This is a genomic window from Ruegeria pomeroyi DSS-3, assembly GCF_000011965.2.
GTDB classification, from domain to species: Bacteria; Pseudomonadota; Alphaproteobacteria; order Rhodobacterales; family Rhodobacteraceae; genus Ruegeria_B; species Ruegeria_B pomeroyi.
In genome coordinates this window covers 2,646,859-2,663,495 of sequence record NC_003911.12, presented here as the reverse complement: position 1 = coordinate 2,663,495, position 16,637 = coordinate 2,646,859, and the positions used below count along the sequence as shown (strand labels likewise).

Below are 16,637 nucleotides of genomic sequence, written 5' to 3'. Positions count from 1 at the left end.
GGGGCTGACCGCTTGGCCGCTTGTGCTCAGCGTGTCAGCACCCGCATGCCCTGTTCCAGCCCCGACAGGGTCATCGGCACCATCCGGTCGTCGAAAATCTCGCGGATCATGCCGATCGAATGGGTATAGTCCCAGTATTTCTCGGGCACCGGGTTGATCCAGAGGTTGCTGGCCCATTGCTCGCGCGCGCGTGCCAGCCAGACCTGACCAGCCTCCTGGTTCCAATGCTCGTTGGCGCCGCCGGGATAGGCGATCTCGTAAGGGCTCATCGAGGCATCGCCCACGAAGATGCATTTGTAATCGGGACCATAGGTGCGCAGCACCTCATGGGTGGGGATCTGCGCGTCCCAGCGGCGGCGGTTGTCGCGCCAGACGCCTTCGTACAGGCAATTGTGGAAGTAGTAGTATTCCAGATGCTTGAACTCGGACCGTGCGGCCGAGAACAGCTCTTCGACCACTTTCACATGCGGGTCCATCGAGCCGCCCACGTCGAGAAACAGCACCACCTTGACCGCGTTGTGCCGTTCGGGGCGTTCCTTGACGTCCAGATAGCCGTGTTCGGCTGTGGCGCGGATGGTGCCGTCCAGGTCCAGCTCCATCGCCGCGCCCTCACGCGCCCAGCGGCGCAGGCGCTTCAGCGCCACCTTGATGTTGCGAGTACCCAGTTCGACCGTGTCATCGAGGTTCTTGAATTCGCGCTTGTCCCAGACCTTGACCGCGCGCTGGTGGCGGCTTTCCTTCTGGCCGATGCGCACCCCTTCGGGGTTATAGCCATAGGCGCCAAAGGGCGAGGTTCCGGCGGTGCCGATCCACTTGTTGCCGCCCTGGTGGCGGCCCTCTTGTTCCTTGAGCCGCTCACGCAGCGTCTCCATCAGCTTGTCGAACCCGCCCAGCGCCTCGATCTCGGCCTTCTCCTCGGGCGACAGATGCTTTTCGGCCATCTTCTCCAGCCAGTCGGCGGGGATATCGACGGCCTCCATCACCTGTTCAAAAGTGATATCCTCAAGCCCCTTGAAACTGGCGGCAAAGGCGCGGTCGAACTTGTCGATATTGCGCTCGTCCTTCACCATCGACACGCGGGCCAGATAATAGAAGGCCTCGACATCGTAGGTGGCCAGCCCCTTCTTCATGCCCTCGAGAAAGGTCAGGTATTCGCGCAGCGACACCGGCACCCCGGCTTTGCGCAAATTCTCGAAGAAGGGCAGGAACATCGGCTCAGACCATCAGACGGTGGATCACCAATGTTGCTATCATCCCGAGGAGCGCGAAGGCAATCGCGTAGCCCGCCGCATATTGCGCGATATCCGCGGTTGTGCCGTTACGTCGCTTGGCGGTCAGCCCGCCAAGTAGGGCGCCAAACAGCGCCGCTGCGATGACAATCATGCGTTCTTACCCGCCTTAGCCGCCCAGTGCGTTGCGGGGGTTCAGCGACGCGATCTCCTGCATCTTGGCCCGAACCGCCCAGTCAGAGCCGAACCCGTAGCGCGCCCAGCCGACACTGTCCAGCCGCAGGTCGCGCGCCGCGTCGGTTTTGCCCAACAGCGTCAGCGCCTCGGCCTCGAGCATCATCAGGGTGGCCAGCAACGCGGCGTTTTCGGCCTGGGCGGCGACGTCGCGCATCGGGCGCAGCTGGGCCAGCGCCCCGGCGCCATCACCCCGCGAGATCGCAAAGGCGGCGGTCTGGGTGGTCACATAGGCCTGGTGCAGTCGTGTGCCCGGTGTCGATTGCAGCACCTGCATCGCGGTCAGGAAATGGCGCTGGGCAAGGTCAGGATCGGCGGTTTGCAGCATCCGCCCCAGCATGTAATGGCCAAAGGCACGGCGCTGATCGGTCCAACCCCAGGACTGGGCCATCTGCGCGGCGCGGTTGGCCGCATCCAGACGGGTCTGAAAGGCCACGCCCGGGCCAAGGGCGGCCTGCACCTGGTCGATCCAGGCACGCGGGGTCGTGACCACCGGCCGCGCCGCCACGGTGACGCCGCGCGGATTGAGCCTGCCCAGCAGGTCGGGCAGCACCGCGGTGACCTGATCGCGGCTCATGCCGCTGCGCAGTTCGGGCGCATAGGTGGCGCGCAGCACCAGCATGTCGAACCCGGTCAGGATGGTGTGGATATTGTCGTCGTTGAACACCGAATCCGGCAGGCTGTAGAGGTCGTTGAGCGGACCGATCGCCTGTGCCAGTTCCTCGTGCAGGCAGTCGCGCAGTTCCTGCGGGCTGCTGTCATAGGGCACGAAGATACCCAGCCGCTCGCGTTTGCGCAGGTTGGCCCAGTTGGTCTTGTCCTTGCGGCGGTCGCGGCGGAACTCGGCCAGGCTTGAAACGTTGGGAACCACGAAACAGGCCGCATGGGGCAGGGCGCGGCCAATCTCCTCGCGGCTGACGGCCTCGATGGTGATACTGGCGCCGGCCTCGCTGACCTGACGGATGTCGATCCCGGCCTCGCTGCGCAGACGCCCCAGCAGCCGGGTCAGATCCGGTTGCAGGCTGGCGGGCGGCGAGCCGGTCACGCGCACGGTGATCGGGGTTTCGAACCGGGTGAACACGGGCAGGTCGCGCCCGCTTTCCAGCTGGAAATGCAGGGCGAGGAAATCGGCGGCGATATTGCCGTTCGAGCGTTGCGGTGGCTGCACGCGGGTGGCGCCAAAGCTTTTCATCGGCTCCAGCGACAGACCGGGGGTCTGCGCCCGGGTCGGCGTATCCTCGAGCGGGACGGTATCGCAGGCGGCAAGGCCAAGGCCCGAGACCAGAGCAAGTGCCCGGACAAGCGGGCGGGAGATGGTGCGGGATAAGGCGCTTGTGACTGTCATTTTGTTACTGCTGCTCAACGATACCAGACCTGTCAATCCAATGCGCGGTGATTGGTTACCGCTGCAATAGGGTCATGGTGGCATCTGCGACCCCGTCGGGGCAAGCGCGCGTCAGGCAATTAAGGCCCTGTTTACCACTTTTTTGGAAACAAAAAGGGCGGCTCGCGTTGAACCGCCCTCAATCCGTCGCCAATCGCCCGGAATCAGCGCTTGCCGCGCGCCATGAAGGCAAGCCGCTCGAACAGGTGCACATCCTGCTCGTTCTTCAGCAGCGCGCCATGCAGCTTCGGCAGCGCATTGGCGCCGTCACGGCGCAGATCCTCGGCGCTCAGATCCTCGGCCAGCAGCAGTTTCAGCCAGTCGATCACCTCGGAGGTCGAGGGTTTCTTCTTCAGCCCCTGCGTCTCGCGAATCTCGTAGAACTGGGTCAGCGCGGCGGTCAGCAGCGATTCCTTGATGCCGGGGTGATGCACCTCGACGATGCGGCGCATGGTGGCCTCGTCGGGAAAGCGGATGTAGTGAAAGAAACAGCGCCGCAGAAACGCGTCGGGCAGTTCCTTTTCATTGTTCGAGGTGATGATGACGATGGGGCGCTGCCGGGCCCGGACGGTCTGCCCGGTCTCGTAGACATGGAACTCCATCTTGTCGAGCTCCTGCAACAGGTCGTTGGGGAACTCGATGTCGGCCTTGTCGATCTCGTCGATCAGCAACACCACCTTCTCGTCGGAATCAAAGGCCTGCCACAGCTTGCCCTTCTTGATGTAGTTGCCCACATCATGCACGCGCTCTTCGCCCAGCTGGCTGTCGCGCAGGCGGCTGACCGCGTCATATTCATACAGGCCCTGCTGCGCGCGGGTGGTGGACTTCACGTTCCACTCGATCATCCGCAGCCCCAGCGCACCGGCGACCTGACGGGCCAGCTCGGTCTTGCCGGTACCCGGTTCGCCCTTGACCAGCAGCGGCCGCTCCAGTGTCACGGCGGCATTCACCGCAATGGTCAGATCGTCGGTCGCCACATATTCGGCGGTTCCCTGGAAACGTGCAGTCATCTCGGCCCCTCATCCGGTCGGTCTTGACCCCGAGGTAAAGCGCGTCTTCCCCTTTGGCAAGGCGCGCCGCGGCGTCGCGGTGGCGGCTGGAAACACCCTGTTTCCACTCTTCATGCTGACAAAACCCGCCCGCCCAGGTCATATGTCGTAACGTCATGTTGCGGCAAGCAGGGGCGCCAGCCAGGGGAATTCACCGAAATTCAAGGGTTTGCGCATAGTTTTCGGGGGATGCGACGCGTTGCGGGGGCGGGCGGGATTTGGCCGCGGTCATATGTCTTTGTGTAGTGACAATCCCCGGCTCGTCGGATAAACGCTGCGGCAGAAGGGGGAGCCGAATGTCTGAACATATTACCGAAACGGACGTTGTTGGCCAGACCGAGGGAGCACAGATGAAGCCGGAATCCTTTCTGCCGGAAGACTACAGCCCGGCCGAAGACGAGCCATTCATGAACGACCGTCAGCTTGAGTATTTCCGCCGCAAGCTGATCAACTGGAAACACGAGCTTATGGCGGGCAGCCGCGATACGATCGAAGGGTTGCAGGACGGCACGCGCAATATTCCCGACGTGGCCGACCGCGCCAGCGAAGAGACCGATCGCGCACTGGAACTCAGAACCCGCGACCGCCAGCGCAAGCTGGTCGCCAAGATCGACGCCGCGCTGCGCCGCATCGACGAGGGTGAATACGGCTATTGCCAGGTCACCGGCGATCCGATCTCGCTCAAGCGGCTGGATGCGCGCCCGATCGCGACCATGACGCTCGAGGCGCAAGAGCGTCACGAGCGCCGCGAAAAGGTCCATCGCGACGATTGACGTCGCGGCCTGCGACAATCAGCGGAAACGCCGGGGCCTTTCGCCCCGGCGTTTTTGCGTTAAAGGGGGCGCATGGGAATGTTCGGAACCAGGATCATCGTGGTGGGTGCCGGGATCGGCGGCCTGGCGGCGGCGCTGGCGCTCAAGGCGCGCGGCGCCGATGTCACGGTGCTGGAACAGGCCGATGCCATCGCCGAGGTGGGCGCCGGGATCCAGGTCAGCCCCAATGGTGCGGCTGTTCTGGGCGCGCTCGGGCTGGGTCCGGCCTTCGAGGCGATTTCGGTCCGGGGCCGCGCGGTGGTGCTGTCGGATTACCGCCGTCCGGGCGAGGTGCTGCGGCTCGACCTGATGCGCCATGCGGGCGATCAGCGCTATGCCTTCGTGCATCGGGCCGATCTGATCGACCTGCTGGCCGGGGCGGTGCGCCGGGCGGGGGTCAATGTCCGGCTTTTGCAGAAAGTGGACCGTGTCGACCCCGGATCGCCGCCGGTCCTGCACATGTGCAATGGCGCCCATCTGACCGCCGATCTGGTGGTTGGCGCCGACGGGCTGCATTCGCGCGCCCGCGCCGCGCTCAATGGGGCGGCAAAACCCTTCTTCACCGGCCAGATCGCCTGGCGCGCCACCGTGCCCAACACGGTCGGCCTGCCGGACGAGGCGCGGGTCTTCATGGGGCCAGGCCGGCATCTGGTCTGCTACCCGCTGCGCGGCGGCAGCCTGGTCAACCTGGTCGCGGTGCAGGAGCGCGCCGACTGGACCGCCGAAAGCTGGAGCCAGTCCGACGATCCCGCCAATCTGCGCGCCGCTTTTGCCGATTTCACCGGACTGCCGGCGGCGCTGCTGGCGCAGGTGCGCGCCCCGGGTCTCTGGGGCCTGTTCCGCCACCCGGTGGCCGAGACCTGGCATAGGGGCCGGGTCACGCTTGTCGGCGATGCCGCCCATCCGACCCTTCCCTTCATGGCGCAGGGCGCCAATATGGCGCTCGAAGACGCCTGGGTGCTGGCCGATGAGCTGGGCAAGGCACCGGGGATCGAGCTGGGGCTTGCCGCCTATCAGGACCGCCGCCAGGCGCGCGCGCGCCGGGTGATCGCCGCGGCCAACGGCAATGCCTGGAAGTACCACCTGCGCGCCCCCCTGCGCGGCCCGGCGCATCTGGCCCTGTCGCTGGGTGGCAGGCTGGCGCCCGCCCGCATGGTGCGCCAGTTCGACTGGCTCTACCGTCACGACGTGACCCGGGGCGCCTAGACCGGACCCCTCTTTTCTTCTGTTCCAAAATACCTCGGGGGAGTCGCGCCTGCGCGACGGGGGCAGCGCCCCCGGCCCACCCAGCGGCTCAGATATCCAGCTCGACCCAGACCGGCACGTGATCGGAGGGCTTGTCTCTGCCACGGACCTCCTTGTCGATGCCGCAATCGCGCATCAGGTCGGCGGCCTGCGGGGTCAGCAGGAAATGGTCGATGCGGATACCGTCATTGCGGTTCCAGGCGCCGGCCTGATAGTCCCAGAACGAGTAATGCCCCGGTCCCTGCACCCGCGCGCGGAAGGCTTCGGTAAATCCCAGGTTCAGGATACGGCGAAAGGCGGCGCGGCTTTCGGGGCGAAACAGCGCGTCCTCGCGCCAGGCCTCGGGGCGCTTGGCATCCTCGGCCTGCGGGATGATGTTGTAATCGCCCGCCATCAGCGCCGGTTCCTCGGCCGCCATCAGCTCGGTGGCGCGGGCTTGCAGCCGCTCCATCCAGCGCAGCTTGTAGTCGTATTTGCCGCCCGGCACCGGATCGCCGCTTTCGGTCAGCTCCACCGGATTGCCATTGGGCAGGTACAGCCCGCACAGGCGCAGCGCCTGTTTGCCCACCACCGTGGCCTCGATCCAGCGCGCCTGCTCGTCGCTGTCGTCGCCCGGCAACCCGCGCGAGACATCCTCGAGCGGCAGTTTGGACAGGATCGCCACCCCGTTGAACCCCTTTTGCCCGTGGGTTTCCACGTTATAGCCGCGTTCTTCGAACATCTCGCGGGGAAAGCTTTCGTCCACCGACTTGATTTCTTGCAACAGCGCCACATCGGGCTGCGCGCTGTCCAGCCATGCAGGCAGCGCCTCGGCGCGGGCCTTGATCCCGTTGATGTTGAACGTGGCGATCTTCATGTCCGGGTCTCCTGCGCTGGCCTGGGATTGATCTATCCCCGATCCGCGCGGCGGGGGCAAGCGGTGCCAGGGCTGCCAGATCGCAAAGAACAGGCGAATTCGCCATCGTGATTCGCTGTCAGGTTGCCTCAATTCCGCCCCAATTGGCCGGATTTCAGGCCTGTGGATAAAAATTTTTCAATGATTTCCGTGGGCTGCAATTTTATTAGATGGCACATTTTTGCCCTATTTCCTTAATGTGGATAACTCATTATTTTGCAACGTATGATTGAAAAAAAGCTTTTCGAACACTGGCAGTCCTGCAACCGTGAGGGGGTCATCAACACCAACTCTGGGGGACAGACCAATGACTGCCATGCTCAAGATCAACCAAATCCAAGGCGAAATCAAAGACGGTGCCAGCATGATGGACGGCGATGTGACCGGGCTGTTTTCGTCCGGATCCGCGCCGATGGCCTCGGCCAGTGCCTTGATGGGCGAGGGTGCACAGATGTTCTCGACCAGCTGCGAGGCGTCGGGCCGCGACACCACGACCGGCGAGGGCGTGCAAATGTTCTCGACCAGCTGCGAGGCCTCGGGCCGCGACACCACGACCGGCGAGGGCGTGCAAATGTTCTCGACCAGCTGCGAGGCCTCGGGCCGCGACACCACCACCGGCGAGGGTGTGCAGATGTTCTCGACCAGCTGCCAGAAGACCGGCGCCGTTGCCGTGAAGCTGGGCGAAGGCACCCAGATGTTCTCGTCGGGCAGCTGAGCGCGCACAAGGGACAGGCCGGGCGTTTGTTGGACGCCGCGAAACAGGGGAGATTTCTCATGTCGAACGTTATCCAGCTGAGCGCCCGGCGCCCAAGCTTCGGGCCCCTTCGAGGGCTCGCGGCGCTGATCGAAGGGTTTGCCAGCCATCGCCGGTTCGCCGATGATGTGTTCTGGCTCAAGGAAAATGCCGAACTTCTGAACATCCTGGAATGCACCGGCCAGACCCCGGACGCCGAGGCCCTGGCGCCGCATCTGTTGTTCTACCGGGATTTGCCCGAGCGGCTGCGCTTCTTCCCGCAATACTACCGGTTCCTGCTGTCGATCTGCCTGGATCTGGAGGATCTGGGGATGGCGGGAGAGACCGGCGCCGAACTGGCCGAATGGGTGGCCGGGCAGGGCCTGCCCGAGGCCGAGCTGTCCGACCTGCAACGCGCCGAGGCGCGCCGCCTGCTGGCGCGGCGTAGCGTGACGCTGGTGTCGCGCGATACCGGCCTGACCGGGCGCCTGCATGATTTCATCGCCCGCTCGGACACCTTTGCACTGCCCAACAAGAAGGCGGCTTATGAGCTGACCCATATCGTTTTCTACCTGTCCGAATACGGGCGGCGCGTTCCGGACCTGCCGTCAGAGGCGCTTGTCAGCCTCGAATTTGCCGGGCTTTTGGCCTATCTCGAGCAAAACGCGGATCTTTTGGCGGAAATCTGCGTCGCAATGCGCTATGCTGGGGCAACGCCCTCGCCGATCTGGGAAAACTGGCTGGCGGGTGCAACGGGGGGATTCACCCTTCGCAACGGAGCGCAGGCCGAGATGCAGGACGATTATCACGAATATCTGGTCTGCGCCTGGGCCGGGCTGGCGGCAGGGCGCGGTGCGCCCGCGCAGGCGGTGGCGCAAGGCCCGGTTTCGTTTCACCGGGCGGCGAACTGGGGCGGTCCGCTGCGCGAGATTTCCGAATGTATCTACCGGATGGGCGCGGCGCGCAGCGGCGACTGGCACCGGATGCGGCCGCAAATTGCGGCACAGCTCAGCGAAACCGGCCATGACATCCTGACCGAGGCCGAGGCCAGCAGCCCAAGATTTGACGCCTTCTTTGCCGGCTTTGCCCGCAGCACCCGCTTGCGGGTGGCGGGATGAGGGCGGCGCTGACAGGGGGCGGGCTGGTTCTGGCCTACACGGCGGTGATCTCGTCGGCCGATGCGATCACCAAGCTTATCGCCCAAGGATATGCGGCGCCGCAGCTTTATGCGATCTCGGGTCTCATCGTTGCGGCGATCAGCCTGGCGGCGGCCCGGCGCAATCGGGCGCGCGCGCTGAAAACCGTCTGCCCGCGTGCCATGGCGCTGCGGGCGCTGGCCACGGTGGTGGCCTCGCTCTGCTTCTTCCATACCTTCCGGCTGCTGCCCTTTGCCGATGTCTTTGTCTTTATCGGGCTGATGCCGATCATGGCGGCGCTGATGTCGGGGCTGATGCTGGACGAACATGCCCGCCCGGCGGCCTGGGCTGCGCTGGTGGCGGGGTTTGTCGGCGTGCTCTGCCTGATGCCGGGTGGAATCGGTGCCATCGGGGCCGGGCATCTCTGGGCGCTGGGCGGGGTGGTGACGGGCACCTTCTCGCTGATCCTGTCGCGTTATATCGGCCGGTATGAAAGCAATGCGCTGGCGCAGGTGTTTTATCCGAACCTGGCGCTGGGGCTCAGCATGGCGGCGGCGCTGCCCTTTGTCTGGGTGCCGATGCCGATGCTGGATCTGGCCTGGGTCGGGGCCTATGCGGCGCTGTTGTTCCTGGCGCGCTGGCTGCTGGTGATCGCGCTCAGGCTGCTGGCGGCCTATGTGGTCACGCCGCTGTTGAACCTGCAATTTGTCTGGATGGTGGCGCTGGGCGCGCTGGCCTTTGGCGAATGGCCCGCGCCGATGACCTGGCTGGGCGCCGCCATCGTGATGGTCTCGGGCCTCTATCTGATCTGGGATCAGATGACCCCCACCACCCGCGAGCAGGAGGAGCTGAGCCTGCGCACTGATCCCTGAGGCTCAGATCGAGAACGAGGTGCCGCAGCCGCACGAGGCGGTGGCATTCGGATTGTCGATCACAAACCGCGCGCCGATCAGCTCTTCGGAGAAGTCGATGACGGCGTTTTCCAGAAACGGCAGCGACACCGCATCGACCACCACCCGCTGACCCTGACCCTCAAGCACCAGGTCGTCGGACTTGGGCGCATCCAGCGCGATCTCGTATTGAAAGCCGGAACAGCCGCCGCCTTCGACCGCGACGCGCAGCGCCTGGCCCTGATCCGCGGCGCCGATCTCGGCCAGCCGGGCAAAGGCGCGGTCAGTCACTTTGGGGGGCAGGCGCATTGCGGTCTCCACGGTTTCTTTCCGGTGTCGCCTGCAATATAGAGGGGGCAGGGACAGGCGACAAGGACGAGAGCATTGAAAAGAGCGGGGTTTGCCTCGGATCCGGGCCGGGCGCGCGGGCGGCTGGTGCCCGAAGAGGAAAGCGGCTTTCGCTCCTGTTTCCAGCGTGACCGTGACCGGATCATCCATGCCAGCGCCTTTCGCAGGTTGAAACACAAGACCCAGGTCTTTGTCGAGCATGAGGGTGACAGCTATCGCACCCGGCTGACCCATTCGATCGAGGTGGCGCAGGTGGCGCGCACCATCGCGGGCGCGCTGGGGCTGAACCCGGAACTGACCGAGGCGGTGGCGTTGGCCCATGACCTGGGCCACACGCCCTTTGGCCATACCGGCGAGGATGCGCTGCATGCGCTGATGGCGCCCTATGGCGGTTTCGACCACAACGCACAGGCCATTCGCATCGTCACCCGGCTGGAACGGCATTACGCCGCCTTTGACGGGCTGAACCTGACCTGGGAAACGCTTGAGGCGATTGCCAAGCATAACGGCCCAGTCACGGGTGCGCTGCCCTGGGCGCTGGCGGAGTGCAATGCCACCTTTGATCTGGAACTGGACACCCATGCCAGCGCCGAGGCGCAGGTCGCCGCCCTGTCCGACGACATCGCCTACAACAACCACGACCTGCATGACGGGTTGCGCGCCGGGCTGTTCAGCGATGACGAGATTGCCGAACTTCCCATCGTCGGCGACTGTTACGCCGAGGTCGACCGCACCTATCCCGATACCGATGCCTATCGCCGCCGGCACGAGGCGCTGCGGCGCGTGTTCGGTGTCATGGTGGCCGATGTGATCGACACCTCGCGCGCGGCGCTGGCCGGGTCGGGGGCCGAGAGTGTCGCCGATATCCGCCATCTGGGCCGCCCGGTGATCCGGTTTTCGGATGCGCTCTGGTCCGATCTGCGTCAGATCCGGGCGTTCCTGTTCACCCGCATGTATCGCGCGCCCTCGGTGATGGTGGTGCGCGAACAGGTGGCGCGGGTGGTCGAGGAACTCTTTCCGATCTATCTGGGTGATCCCCGGCAGATGCCCAGGCACTGGCATGGCGAGATCGATGCCGCCCCGGACGAGACCGCGCTGGCGCGGATCGTGTCCGATTATGTCTCGGGCATGACCGACCGCTTTGCTCTGCAGGACCACGCGCGGCTGACCGGGCGCGATCCGATCCGGCACTGACGCGCGCACCAGGCTGCATTGACCTTGCCGCCTTGCGTGGTAAACCGCCAGTCAATCAAAAGGATGCCGAGATGAACCTCTTTACCGAGATGCGCGGCCTCGTTCTGGAGGCGCTGGAACAGATGCAGGCCGAGGGCGCGCTGCCCCAGGGCCTCGATTTCGCCAATGTGGCGGTTGAACCGCCGCGCGATGCCGCCCATGGCGACATGGCCACCAATGCCGCCATGGTGCTGGCCAAGCCCGCCGGCCAGAAACCTCGCGACATCGCCGAGACGCTGGCCGCCCGGCTGGCCGCCGATGCGCGCGTGGCCAAGGCCGAGGTGGCCGGGCCCGGCTTTCTCAACCTGACCCTGGCCGCGCCTGTCTGGCAGCGGGTCGTGGGCACCGTGCTGTTGGACGGCACCGCCTATGGCCGCTCGGACATGGGGCAGGGCAAGAAGGTCAACGTGGAATATGTCAGCGCCAACCCCACCGGCCCGCTGCATGTGGGCCACACAAGGGGCGCGGTATTCGGCGACGCGCTGGCCAGCCTGCTGGATTACGCCGGCTATCAGGTGACGCGCGAATACTACATCAACGACGGCGGCGCCCAGGTCGACGTGCTCGCCCGCTCGGTCTATCTGCGCTATCTCGAGGCGCATGGACAGGCGGTGGAATTCGTCGACGGCACCTATCCCGGCGAATACCTGGTCGAGGTCGGCCAGGCGCTCAAGGACAAGGTGGGTGACGCCTATGTCGGCCAGCCCGAAGAGGTCTGGCTGGAAGCGATCCGCGATTTCGCCACCGACGCGATGATGGAGCTGATCCGTGCCGATCTGGCCCAGCTCGGGGTCAAGATGGACGTGTTCTATTCGGAAAAGTCGCTTTACGGCACTGGCCGGATCGAGGCGGCGATCGACAGTCTGCGCGCCAAGGGGCTGATCTATCGCGGCACGCTAGAGCCGCCCAAGGGCAAGCTGCCCGAGGATTGGGAGCCGCGTGAACAGACCCTGTTCAAATCCACCGAACACGGCGATGACGTCGACCGCCCGATCATGAAGTCGGACGGTGCATGGACCTATTTCGCCCCCGACATCGCCTATCATTATGACAAGGTTTCCAGAGGCTTCGACGCACTTATTGATGTGTTCGGCGCCGATCATGGCGGCTATGTCAAACGGATGAAGGCCGCCGTTTCGGCCCTGTCCGACGGGCGCGTGCCGCTCGACATCAAGCTGTGCCAGCTGGTCAAGCTGTGGAAGAATGGCGAGCCCTTCAAGATGTCGAAACGGGCGGGCAACTTTGTCACCCTGCGCGATGTGGTCGATCAGGTGGGAGCGGATGTGACGCGCTTTGTCATGCTGACCCGCAAGAACGATGCACCGCTGGATTTCGATTTCGACAAGGTGCTGGAGCAGAGCCGCGAGAACCCGGTTTTCTACGTGCAATACGCCCATGCGCGGGTATCCTCGGTGCTGCGGCGCGCGGCCGAGGCCGGGATCGATACCTCGGATACGGCGCTGCGCGCGGCCGATCTGGGCCTTCTTGGGCACGAGGCAGAGCTGGCGGTGATGCGCAAACTGGCAGAATGGCCACGCTTGGTCGAGATTGCCGCGCGCACCAACGAACCGCACCGGATCGCCTTCTATCTCTATGAACTTGCAGGAGATTTCCACGCGCTCTGGAACCGGGGCAACGACGTGAGCGAACTCAGGTTCATCCAGGATGGCGATGAGGGCACAAGCCAGGCAAAAATCGCACTGGCCCGTTCGGTGGCGGTTGTGATTTCGGCTGGCCTTGCTATTCTTGGTGTCACTCCGGCGGAGGAGATGCGGTAACTCGAAACATCACCGCCCGAACCGTCGGCCCGAGGCAGGAACAAGAAAACCTTCGCGCGACCAACGTGTTGCGCGACAGGGCAGTGAGGCGGATATGGCGAGTTTCGATTACGCGGGTCACGTGAACCCGAACCAGGTGCGGTATAGCTATCAGATGCCCGGCATGGGGCTGGATGTCGAGGACGAGATCCCGGACGAGGACACGGGCGAGGATTACGGCCATGCGCCGGGCCGCCCTGGACTGGCGCGCGCGATGAGTATCGCCGGCGCCGTCGGCTCTCTGGTGCTGGTGGTCGGGGTCGGTATCTGGGGCTACAAGCTGGTGATGCGCGATGTCAGCGGCGTGCCCGTGGTGCGCGCGGTCGAAGGGCCGATGCGCATCCAGCCCGACAATCCCGGTGGCACCCCCGCCGATCATCAGGGGCTTTCCGTCAACACTGTCGCCGCCGCGGGCAGCGCCGCGCCGCCCGCCGATCGGCTGGTTCTGGCGCCGCGCCCGGTCTCGCTCAGCGAAGACGACCTGCCGATGGAAGACCTGCGTGCGATCCCGGCCTCGCTTGAGGTTGACGCCGCCGATCCCGAAGCGGTCGAGGCCTTCCGCAATGGTGACATCGATCGGCTGGTGGCGGAACTGACCGAAGGCGCCGCGCCCCTGGCCGAGCGCGAAACCGCATTGCTGGACGAAGGCACCAGCCGTACCGCCTCGATCGAACTGCCCGAACCGCTGGAGGCCATCGACCCCGCCGACCTGCTGGCCGAGAATCCGCAGCTTGCACTGGTGGACGAACCCGGCGTGGCCCGCTCGCTGCGTCCCCAGACCCGGCCGCAACGCTCGGTTCCGACCGCAACCGAGGCGCGCGATGCGATGAATGCGGCAGTGACCGCCGCCGTTGGCGCCGCCACCGCCGTCGATCTCGACCCGGCCAGCCTGCCGGTCGGCACCCGCCTGGCCCAGCTGGGCGCCTATGACAGCCCCGAAATTGCGCGCGCTGAATGGGACCGGCTGAATGGCCGCTTCGGCGAATATCTCGACGGCAAGCAGCGCGTGATCCAGGAGGCCTCCAGCGGCGGGCGCACCTTCTATCGTCTGCGCGCAGCTGGGTTTGGCGATCTGGCCGAGGCCCGTCATTTCTGCTCGGTCCTGGTGGCGGAACGCGCCGACTGCATCCCGGTCACCACCCGGTGAGCTTCGGCGCCACCATCCTCGATGCCGAGGGGCTGCGGCTCAGCACCGATGAAAAGGCCCTGTTTCGCGAGGCCGATCCGTTTGGCTTCATCCTGTTTGCCCGCAATGTCGACAGTGCCGATCAGGTTCGCGCGTTGTGCGCAGAGATGCGCGAAGCGGTGGGCCGCGATTGTGTGATCACCGTCGATCAGGAAGGCGGCCGGGTGCAGCGCCTGCGCCCGCCGCTGGCGCGCAACTGGCTCCCCCCGCTCGATCACGTGGCACGCGCTGGCACTGGGGCCGAGCGTGCGATGTATCTGCGCGCCCGGCTGATCGCGCATGAGCTGCGCGCGGTAGGCATCGACAGCAATTGCGCCCCGATGCTGGATCTGGCGCGCGACGAAACCCATCCCTTTCTGCGCAACCGCTGTTACGGCTCTGACCCGGAAACCGTGGCCCGGCTGGGCCGCGCGGTGGCGCAGGGGCATCTGGACGGCGGCGTCCTGCCGGTGGTCAAACATATGCCGGGCCATGGCCGCGCCACGCTGGACAGCCACCATGACCTGCCCCATGTGGCGCTGGAGGCCGAGGCGCTGGACGGCACCGACTTTGCACCGTTCCGGGCGCTCAACGACATGCCGATGGGGATGACGGCGCATCTGGTCTATGACCGGATCGACCCGCGTCCCGCCACCATCTCGCCGGTGATGATGGCGTTGATCCGCGAGCGGATCGGGTTTCAGGGCCTGATCATGACCGACGATATCTCGATGAAGGCGCTGGCCGGCTCGATCGCCGACAAGACCGCCCGGGCGCTGGCCGCCGGATGCGATGTGGCGCTTGTCTGCAACCAGACCCTGGCCGAGCGCGCCGCCGCTGCCGGGGCCGCCGGCCGGATGAGTGCCCAGGCCCAGGCGCGGGCCGAACGGGCACTGGCCCTGCGTCAGCCACCCGGGGAACTTGACATCCCCGCCGCCGAGGCGGAACTATCTCGCGTCATGGGCGGGCAGGTGTATGACGGATAACCTCTTCAGCGAAGACCAGACCACGGTTGCCGAACGGCTGGCCGCCGAGGCGCTGATCGTCGATGTGGACGGGTTCGAGGGCCCGCTTGACGTGCTGCTGACCCTGTCGCGCACGCAAAAGGTGGATCTGCGCAAGATCTCGGTGCTGGAACTGGCGCGGCAATACCTGGCCTTTGTTGAGCGCGCCAAGGCGCTGCGCATCGAGCTGGCCGCAGATTACCTGGTGATGGCGGCCTGGCTCGCCTTTCTGAAATCGCGCCTGCTCTTGCCTCCCGACCCGGACGAGGACGGCCCCTCGGGCGAGGAACTGGCCGCACACCTGGCCTTTCAGCTTGAGCGTTTGCAGGCGATGCGCGATTCCGCCGCGCGCCTGATGGGGCGCGACCAGCTGGGGCGCGACTTTTTCCGCCGGGGCAAGGGCGAGGATATCGCCCGTATCCGCACCGTGACCTATTCCGCCTCGCTGCTGGACCTGATGCAGGCCTATGCCCGCATCCGCACCCGCGACGAATTCCGCCCCTTTGTGATGGATCGTGACAAGGTCTATACGATGGAACAGGCGCTGGAACGGATGCGCGGGCTGATCGGGTTTGCCGGCAGCTGGACCGATATGGCCAGCTATCTGCCCGAAGGCTGGGGCAAGGACCCGGTGCGCCGCCGCTCGGCCACGGCGGCGACCTTTGCCGCCTCGTTGCAGCTGGTCAAGGAGGGGCATCTGGAAATCCGGCAAAGCGAGCTGTTCGCCCCGATCCATCTGCGCAAGAAAGACATAGATACATGAACGACGCGCCCGAGGACCGCACCGAAAGCCTGTTCGAGGCGCCGCCAATGGCAGAGCAGGAGCGCATGGTCGAGGCCGTGCTGTTTGCCAGCCCCGATCCGGTGGGCGTGGGGGATCTGGCCGCGCGCATGCCCCATGGCAGCGACCCGGCCCAGGCGCTCGAGATGCTGCGCAAACGCTATGAGGGGCGCGGCGTGCGGGTTGTACAGGTGGGCGAGGGTTGGGCCATCCGCACCGCGCCCGACCTGGGTTTCCTGATGCAGAAGGAAACGGTCGAAACCCGCAAACTGTCGCGCGCGGCGATCGAGACATTGGCGATCATCGCCTATCACCAGCCGGTGACCCGGGCCGAGATCGAAGAGATCCGGGGCGTCTCGGTCAGCCGGGGCACCATCGACCAGTTGCTGGAAATGGAGTGGATCCGGCTGGGCCGCCGCCGGATGACACCGGGCCGTCCGGTCACCTTTGTGGTGACGCCGCATTTCCTGGATCATTTCGGGCTGGAAAGCGCCCGCGACCTGCCGGGCCTGAAAGAGCTGCGCGCCGCCGGACTGCTTGAAAACCGGCCCCCGCCCGGCTCCTTGCCGATCGGCGAGGCGCGCGACGAGGGCGACGAGGACACGGGCCAACCAGAGCTTTTTGAAGAAGATTGATCCCGAGGCCCTGAAATTTCCCAAATTTGATGCTATGTCTCTGCACG

General features: G+C 65.4%; 17 protein-coding genes. 11 read left to right on the top strand and 6 right to left on the bottom strand.

The features are described from left to right. Nucleotides 1-26: 26 nt before the first annotated feature. The 4 genes from SPO_RS12765 to SPO_RS12755 form a co-directional block, all read right to left on the bottom strand. A complete protein-coding gene (locus tag SPO_RS12765; RefSeq protein WP_011048222.1) occupies nt 27-1,211 on the bottom strand; it encodes a vWA domain-containing protein in 1,185 nt (394 codons plus the stop codon). A gap of 4 nt (nt 1,212-1,215) precedes the next feature. Continuing rightward, nucleotides 1,216-1,383: a hypothetical protein gene (locus SPO_RS22570; protein ID WP_011048221.1), complete on the bottom strand. Its 168-nt coding sequence runs from the start codon at nt 1,381-1,383 to the stop codon at nt 1,216-1,218. A 15-nt stretch (nt 1,384-1,398) separates the two neighbouring features. Then, nucleotides 1,399-2,808 carry a DUF2927 domain-containing protein gene (locus tag SPO_RS12760; protein ID WP_051420365.1) on the bottom strand — a complete coding sequence of 470 codons (1,410 nt, stop codon included), beginning with the start codon at nt 2,806-2,808 and terminating at the stop codon, nt 1,399-1,401. A gap of 203 nt (nt 2,809-3,011) precedes the next feature. After that, nucleotides 3,012-3,857, bottom strand: a complete 846-nt coding sequence (locus SPO_RS12755; RefSeq protein ID WP_011048219.1) for an AAA family ATPase — start codon at nt 3,855-3,857, stop codon at nt 3,012-3,014. 335 nt (nt 3,858-4,192) lie between these two features. Here SPO_RS12755 and dksA point away from each other — a divergent pair, with 335 nt between their 5' ends. Both dksA and SPO_RS12745 read left to right on the top strand, forming a co-directional pair. Beyond that, nucleotides 4,193-4,669, top strand: a complete 477-nt coding sequence (gene dksA / locus SPO_RS12750; protein WP_011048218.1) for an RNA polymerase-binding protein DksA — start codon at nt 4,193-4,195, stop codon at nt 4,667-4,669. Nucleotides 4,670-4,741: 72 nt separating this feature from the next. Then, nucleotides 4,742-5,914, top strand: a complete 1,173-nt coding sequence (locus tag SPO_RS12745) for an FAD-dependent monooxygenase (protein ID WP_044028464.1) — start codon at nt 4,742-4,744, stop codon at nt 5,912-5,914. 88 nt (nt 5,915-6,002) lie between these two features. Here SPO_RS12745 and xth read toward each other — a convergent pair whose 3' ends face one another. Then, nucleotides 6,003-6,809: an exodeoxyribonuclease III gene (gene xth / locus SPO_RS12740; protein WP_011048216.1), complete on the bottom strand. Its 807-nt coding sequence runs from the start codon at nt 6,807-6,809 to the stop codon at nt 6,003-6,005. 346 nt (nt 6,810-7,155) lie between these two features. Between xth and SPO_RS12735 the strand changes: the two genes are divergently transcribed. From SPO_RS12735 to SPO_RS12725, 3 genes are read left to right on the top strand one after another with little or no spacing between them, the layout of a single operon-like run. Beyond that, nucleotides 7,156-7,563 (top strand): DUF6749 family protein, encoded by a 408-nt coding sequence (locus SPO_RS12735; RefSeq protein WP_144084002.1) that lies wholly within the window; start codon nt 7,156-7,158, stop codon nt 7,561-7,563. A gap of 59 nt (nt 7,564-7,622) precedes the next feature. Next, complete coding sequence (locus SPO_RS12730) at nt 7,623-8,699, top strand: DUF6902 family protein (protein ID WP_044028462.1); 1,077 nt, start codon at nt 7,623-7,625, stop codon at nt 8,697-8,699. Beyond that, nucleotides 8,696-9,589, top strand: a complete 894-nt coding sequence (locus tag SPO_RS12725; RefSeq protein WP_011048214.1) for a DMT family transporter — start codon at nt 8,696-8,698, stop codon at nt 9,587-9,589. Before SPO_RS12730 ends, SPO_RS12725 begins: the two co-directional genes overlap by 4 nt. 3 nt (nt 9,590-9,592) lie before the next feature. On the opposite strand, the gene SPO_RS12720 is transcribed toward SPO_RS12725, so the two are convergent. After that, nucleotides 9,593-9,916, bottom strand: a complete 324-nt coding sequence (locus SPO_RS12720) for a HesB/IscA family protein (RefSeq protein WP_011048213.1) — start codon at nt 9,914-9,916, stop codon at nt 9,593-9,595. 75 nt (nt 9,917-9,991) lie between these two features. Here SPO_RS12720 and SPO_RS12715 point away from each other — a divergent pair, with 75 nt between their 5' ends. The 6 genes from SPO_RS12715 to scpB all read left to right on the top strand — a co-directional run bounded on the left by SPO_RS12715 (nt 9,992) and on the right by scpB (nt 16,590). Next, nucleotides 9,992-11,149 carry a deoxyguanosinetriphosphate triphosphohydrolase gene (locus tag SPO_RS12715; RefSeq protein WP_011048212.1) on the top strand — a complete coding sequence of 386 codons (1,158 nt, stop codon included), beginning with the start codon at nt 9,992-9,994 and terminating at the stop codon, nt 11,147-11,149. 71 nt (nt 11,150-11,220) lie between these two features. Next, complete coding sequence (gene argS, locus SPO_RS12710; protein WP_011048211.1) at nt 11,221-12,966, top strand: arginine--tRNA ligase; 1,746 nt, start codon at nt 11,221-11,223, stop codon at nt 12,964-12,966. Between the two features lie 94 nt (nt 12,967-13,060). After that, nucleotides 13,061-14,152: an SPOR domain-containing protein gene (locus SPO_RS12705; RefSeq protein ID WP_044028459.1), complete on the top strand. Its 1,092-nt coding sequence runs from the start codon at nt 13,061-13,063 to the stop codon at nt 14,150-14,152. Continuing rightward, nucleotides 14,149-15,156 (top strand): beta-N-acetylhexosaminidase, encoded by a 1,008-nt coding sequence (gene nagZ / locus SPO_RS12700; RefSeq protein WP_011048209.1) that lies wholly within the window; start codon nt 14,149-14,151, stop codon nt 15,154-15,156. Before SPO_RS12705 ends, nagZ begins: the two co-directional genes overlap by 4 nt. Next, on the top strand, nt 15,146-15,937 hold the full coding sequence (locus SPO_RS12695; protein WP_044028457.1) for a segregation and condensation protein A: 792 nt from the start codon (nt 15,146-15,148) through the stop codon (nt 15,935-15,937). Before nagZ ends, SPO_RS12695 begins: the two co-directional genes overlap by 11 nt. Further along, the gene (scpB, locus tag SPO_RS12690) at nt 15,934-16,590 is read left to right on the top strand and encodes an SMC-Scp complex subunit ScpB (protein ID WP_011048207.1); all 657 of its coding nucleotides are present in this window, start codon (nt 15,934-15,936) and stop codon (nt 16,588-16,590) included. The genes SPO_RS12695 and scpB overlap by 4 nt, the downstream gene beginning before the upstream one ends. Nucleotides 16,591-16,637: the final 47 nt, after the last annotated feature.

Excerpts from the sequence above, each read along its gene's own strand:
- SPO_RS12765 (WP_011048222.1), bottom strand. The coding sequence starts at position 1,211 with ATGTTCCTGCCCTTCTTCGAGAATTTGCGCAAAGCCGGGGTGCCGGTG.
- SPO_RS22570 (WP_011048221.1), bottom strand. The coding sequence starts at position 1,383 with ATGATTGTCATCGCAGCGGCGCTGTTTGGCGCCCTACTTGGCGGGCTG.
- SPO_RS12760 (WP_051420365.1), bottom strand. The coding sequence starts at position 2,808 with ATGACAGTCACAAGCGCCTTATCCCGCACCATCTCCCGCCCGCTTGTC.
- SPO_RS12755 (WP_011048219.1), bottom strand. The coding sequence starts at position 3,857 with ATGACTGCACGTTTCCAGGGAACCGCCGAATATGTGGCGACCGACGAT.
- dksA (WP_011048218.1), top strand. The coding sequence starts at position 4,193 with ATGTCTGAACATATTACCGAAACGGACGTTGTTGGCCAGACCGAGGGA.
- SPO_RS12745 (WP_044028464.1), top strand. The coding sequence starts at position 4,742 with ATGGGAATGTTCGGAACCAGGATCATCGTGGTGGGTGCCGGGATCGGC.
- xth (WP_011048216.1), bottom strand. The coding sequence starts at position 6,809 with ATGAAGATCGCCACGTTCAACATCAACGGGATCAAGGCCCGCGCCGAG.
- SPO_RS12735 (WP_144084002.1), top strand. The coding sequence starts at position 7,156 with ATGACTGCCATGCTCAAGATCAACCAAATCCAAGGCGAAATCAAAGAC.
- SPO_RS12730 (WP_044028462.1), top strand. The coding sequence starts at position 7,623 with ATGTCGAACGTTATCCAGCTGAGCGCCCGGCGCCCAAGCTTCGGGCCC.
- SPO_RS12725 (WP_011048214.1), top strand. The coding sequence starts at position 8,696 with ATGAGGGCGGCGCTGACAGGGGGCGGGCTGGTTCTGGCCTACACGGCG.
- SPO_RS12720 (WP_011048213.1), bottom strand. The coding sequence starts at position 9,916 with ATGCGCCTGCCCCCCAAAGTGACTGACCGCGCCTTTGCCCGGCTGGCC.
- argS (WP_011048211.1), top strand. The coding sequence starts at position 11,221 with ATGAACCTCTTTACCGAGATGCGCGGCCTCGTTCTGGAGGCGCTGGAA.
- SPO_RS12705 (WP_044028459.1), top strand. The coding sequence starts at position 13,061 with ATGGCGAGTTTCGATTACGCGGGTCACGTGAACCCGAACCAGGTGCGG.
- SPO_RS12695 (WP_044028457.1), top strand. The coding sequence starts at position 15,146 with ATGACGGATAACCTCTTCAGCGAAGACCAGACCACGGTTGCCGAACGG.
- scpB (WP_011048207.1), top strand. The coding sequence starts at position 15,934 with ATGAACGACGCGCCCGAGGACCGCACCGAAAGCCTGTTCGAGGCGCCG.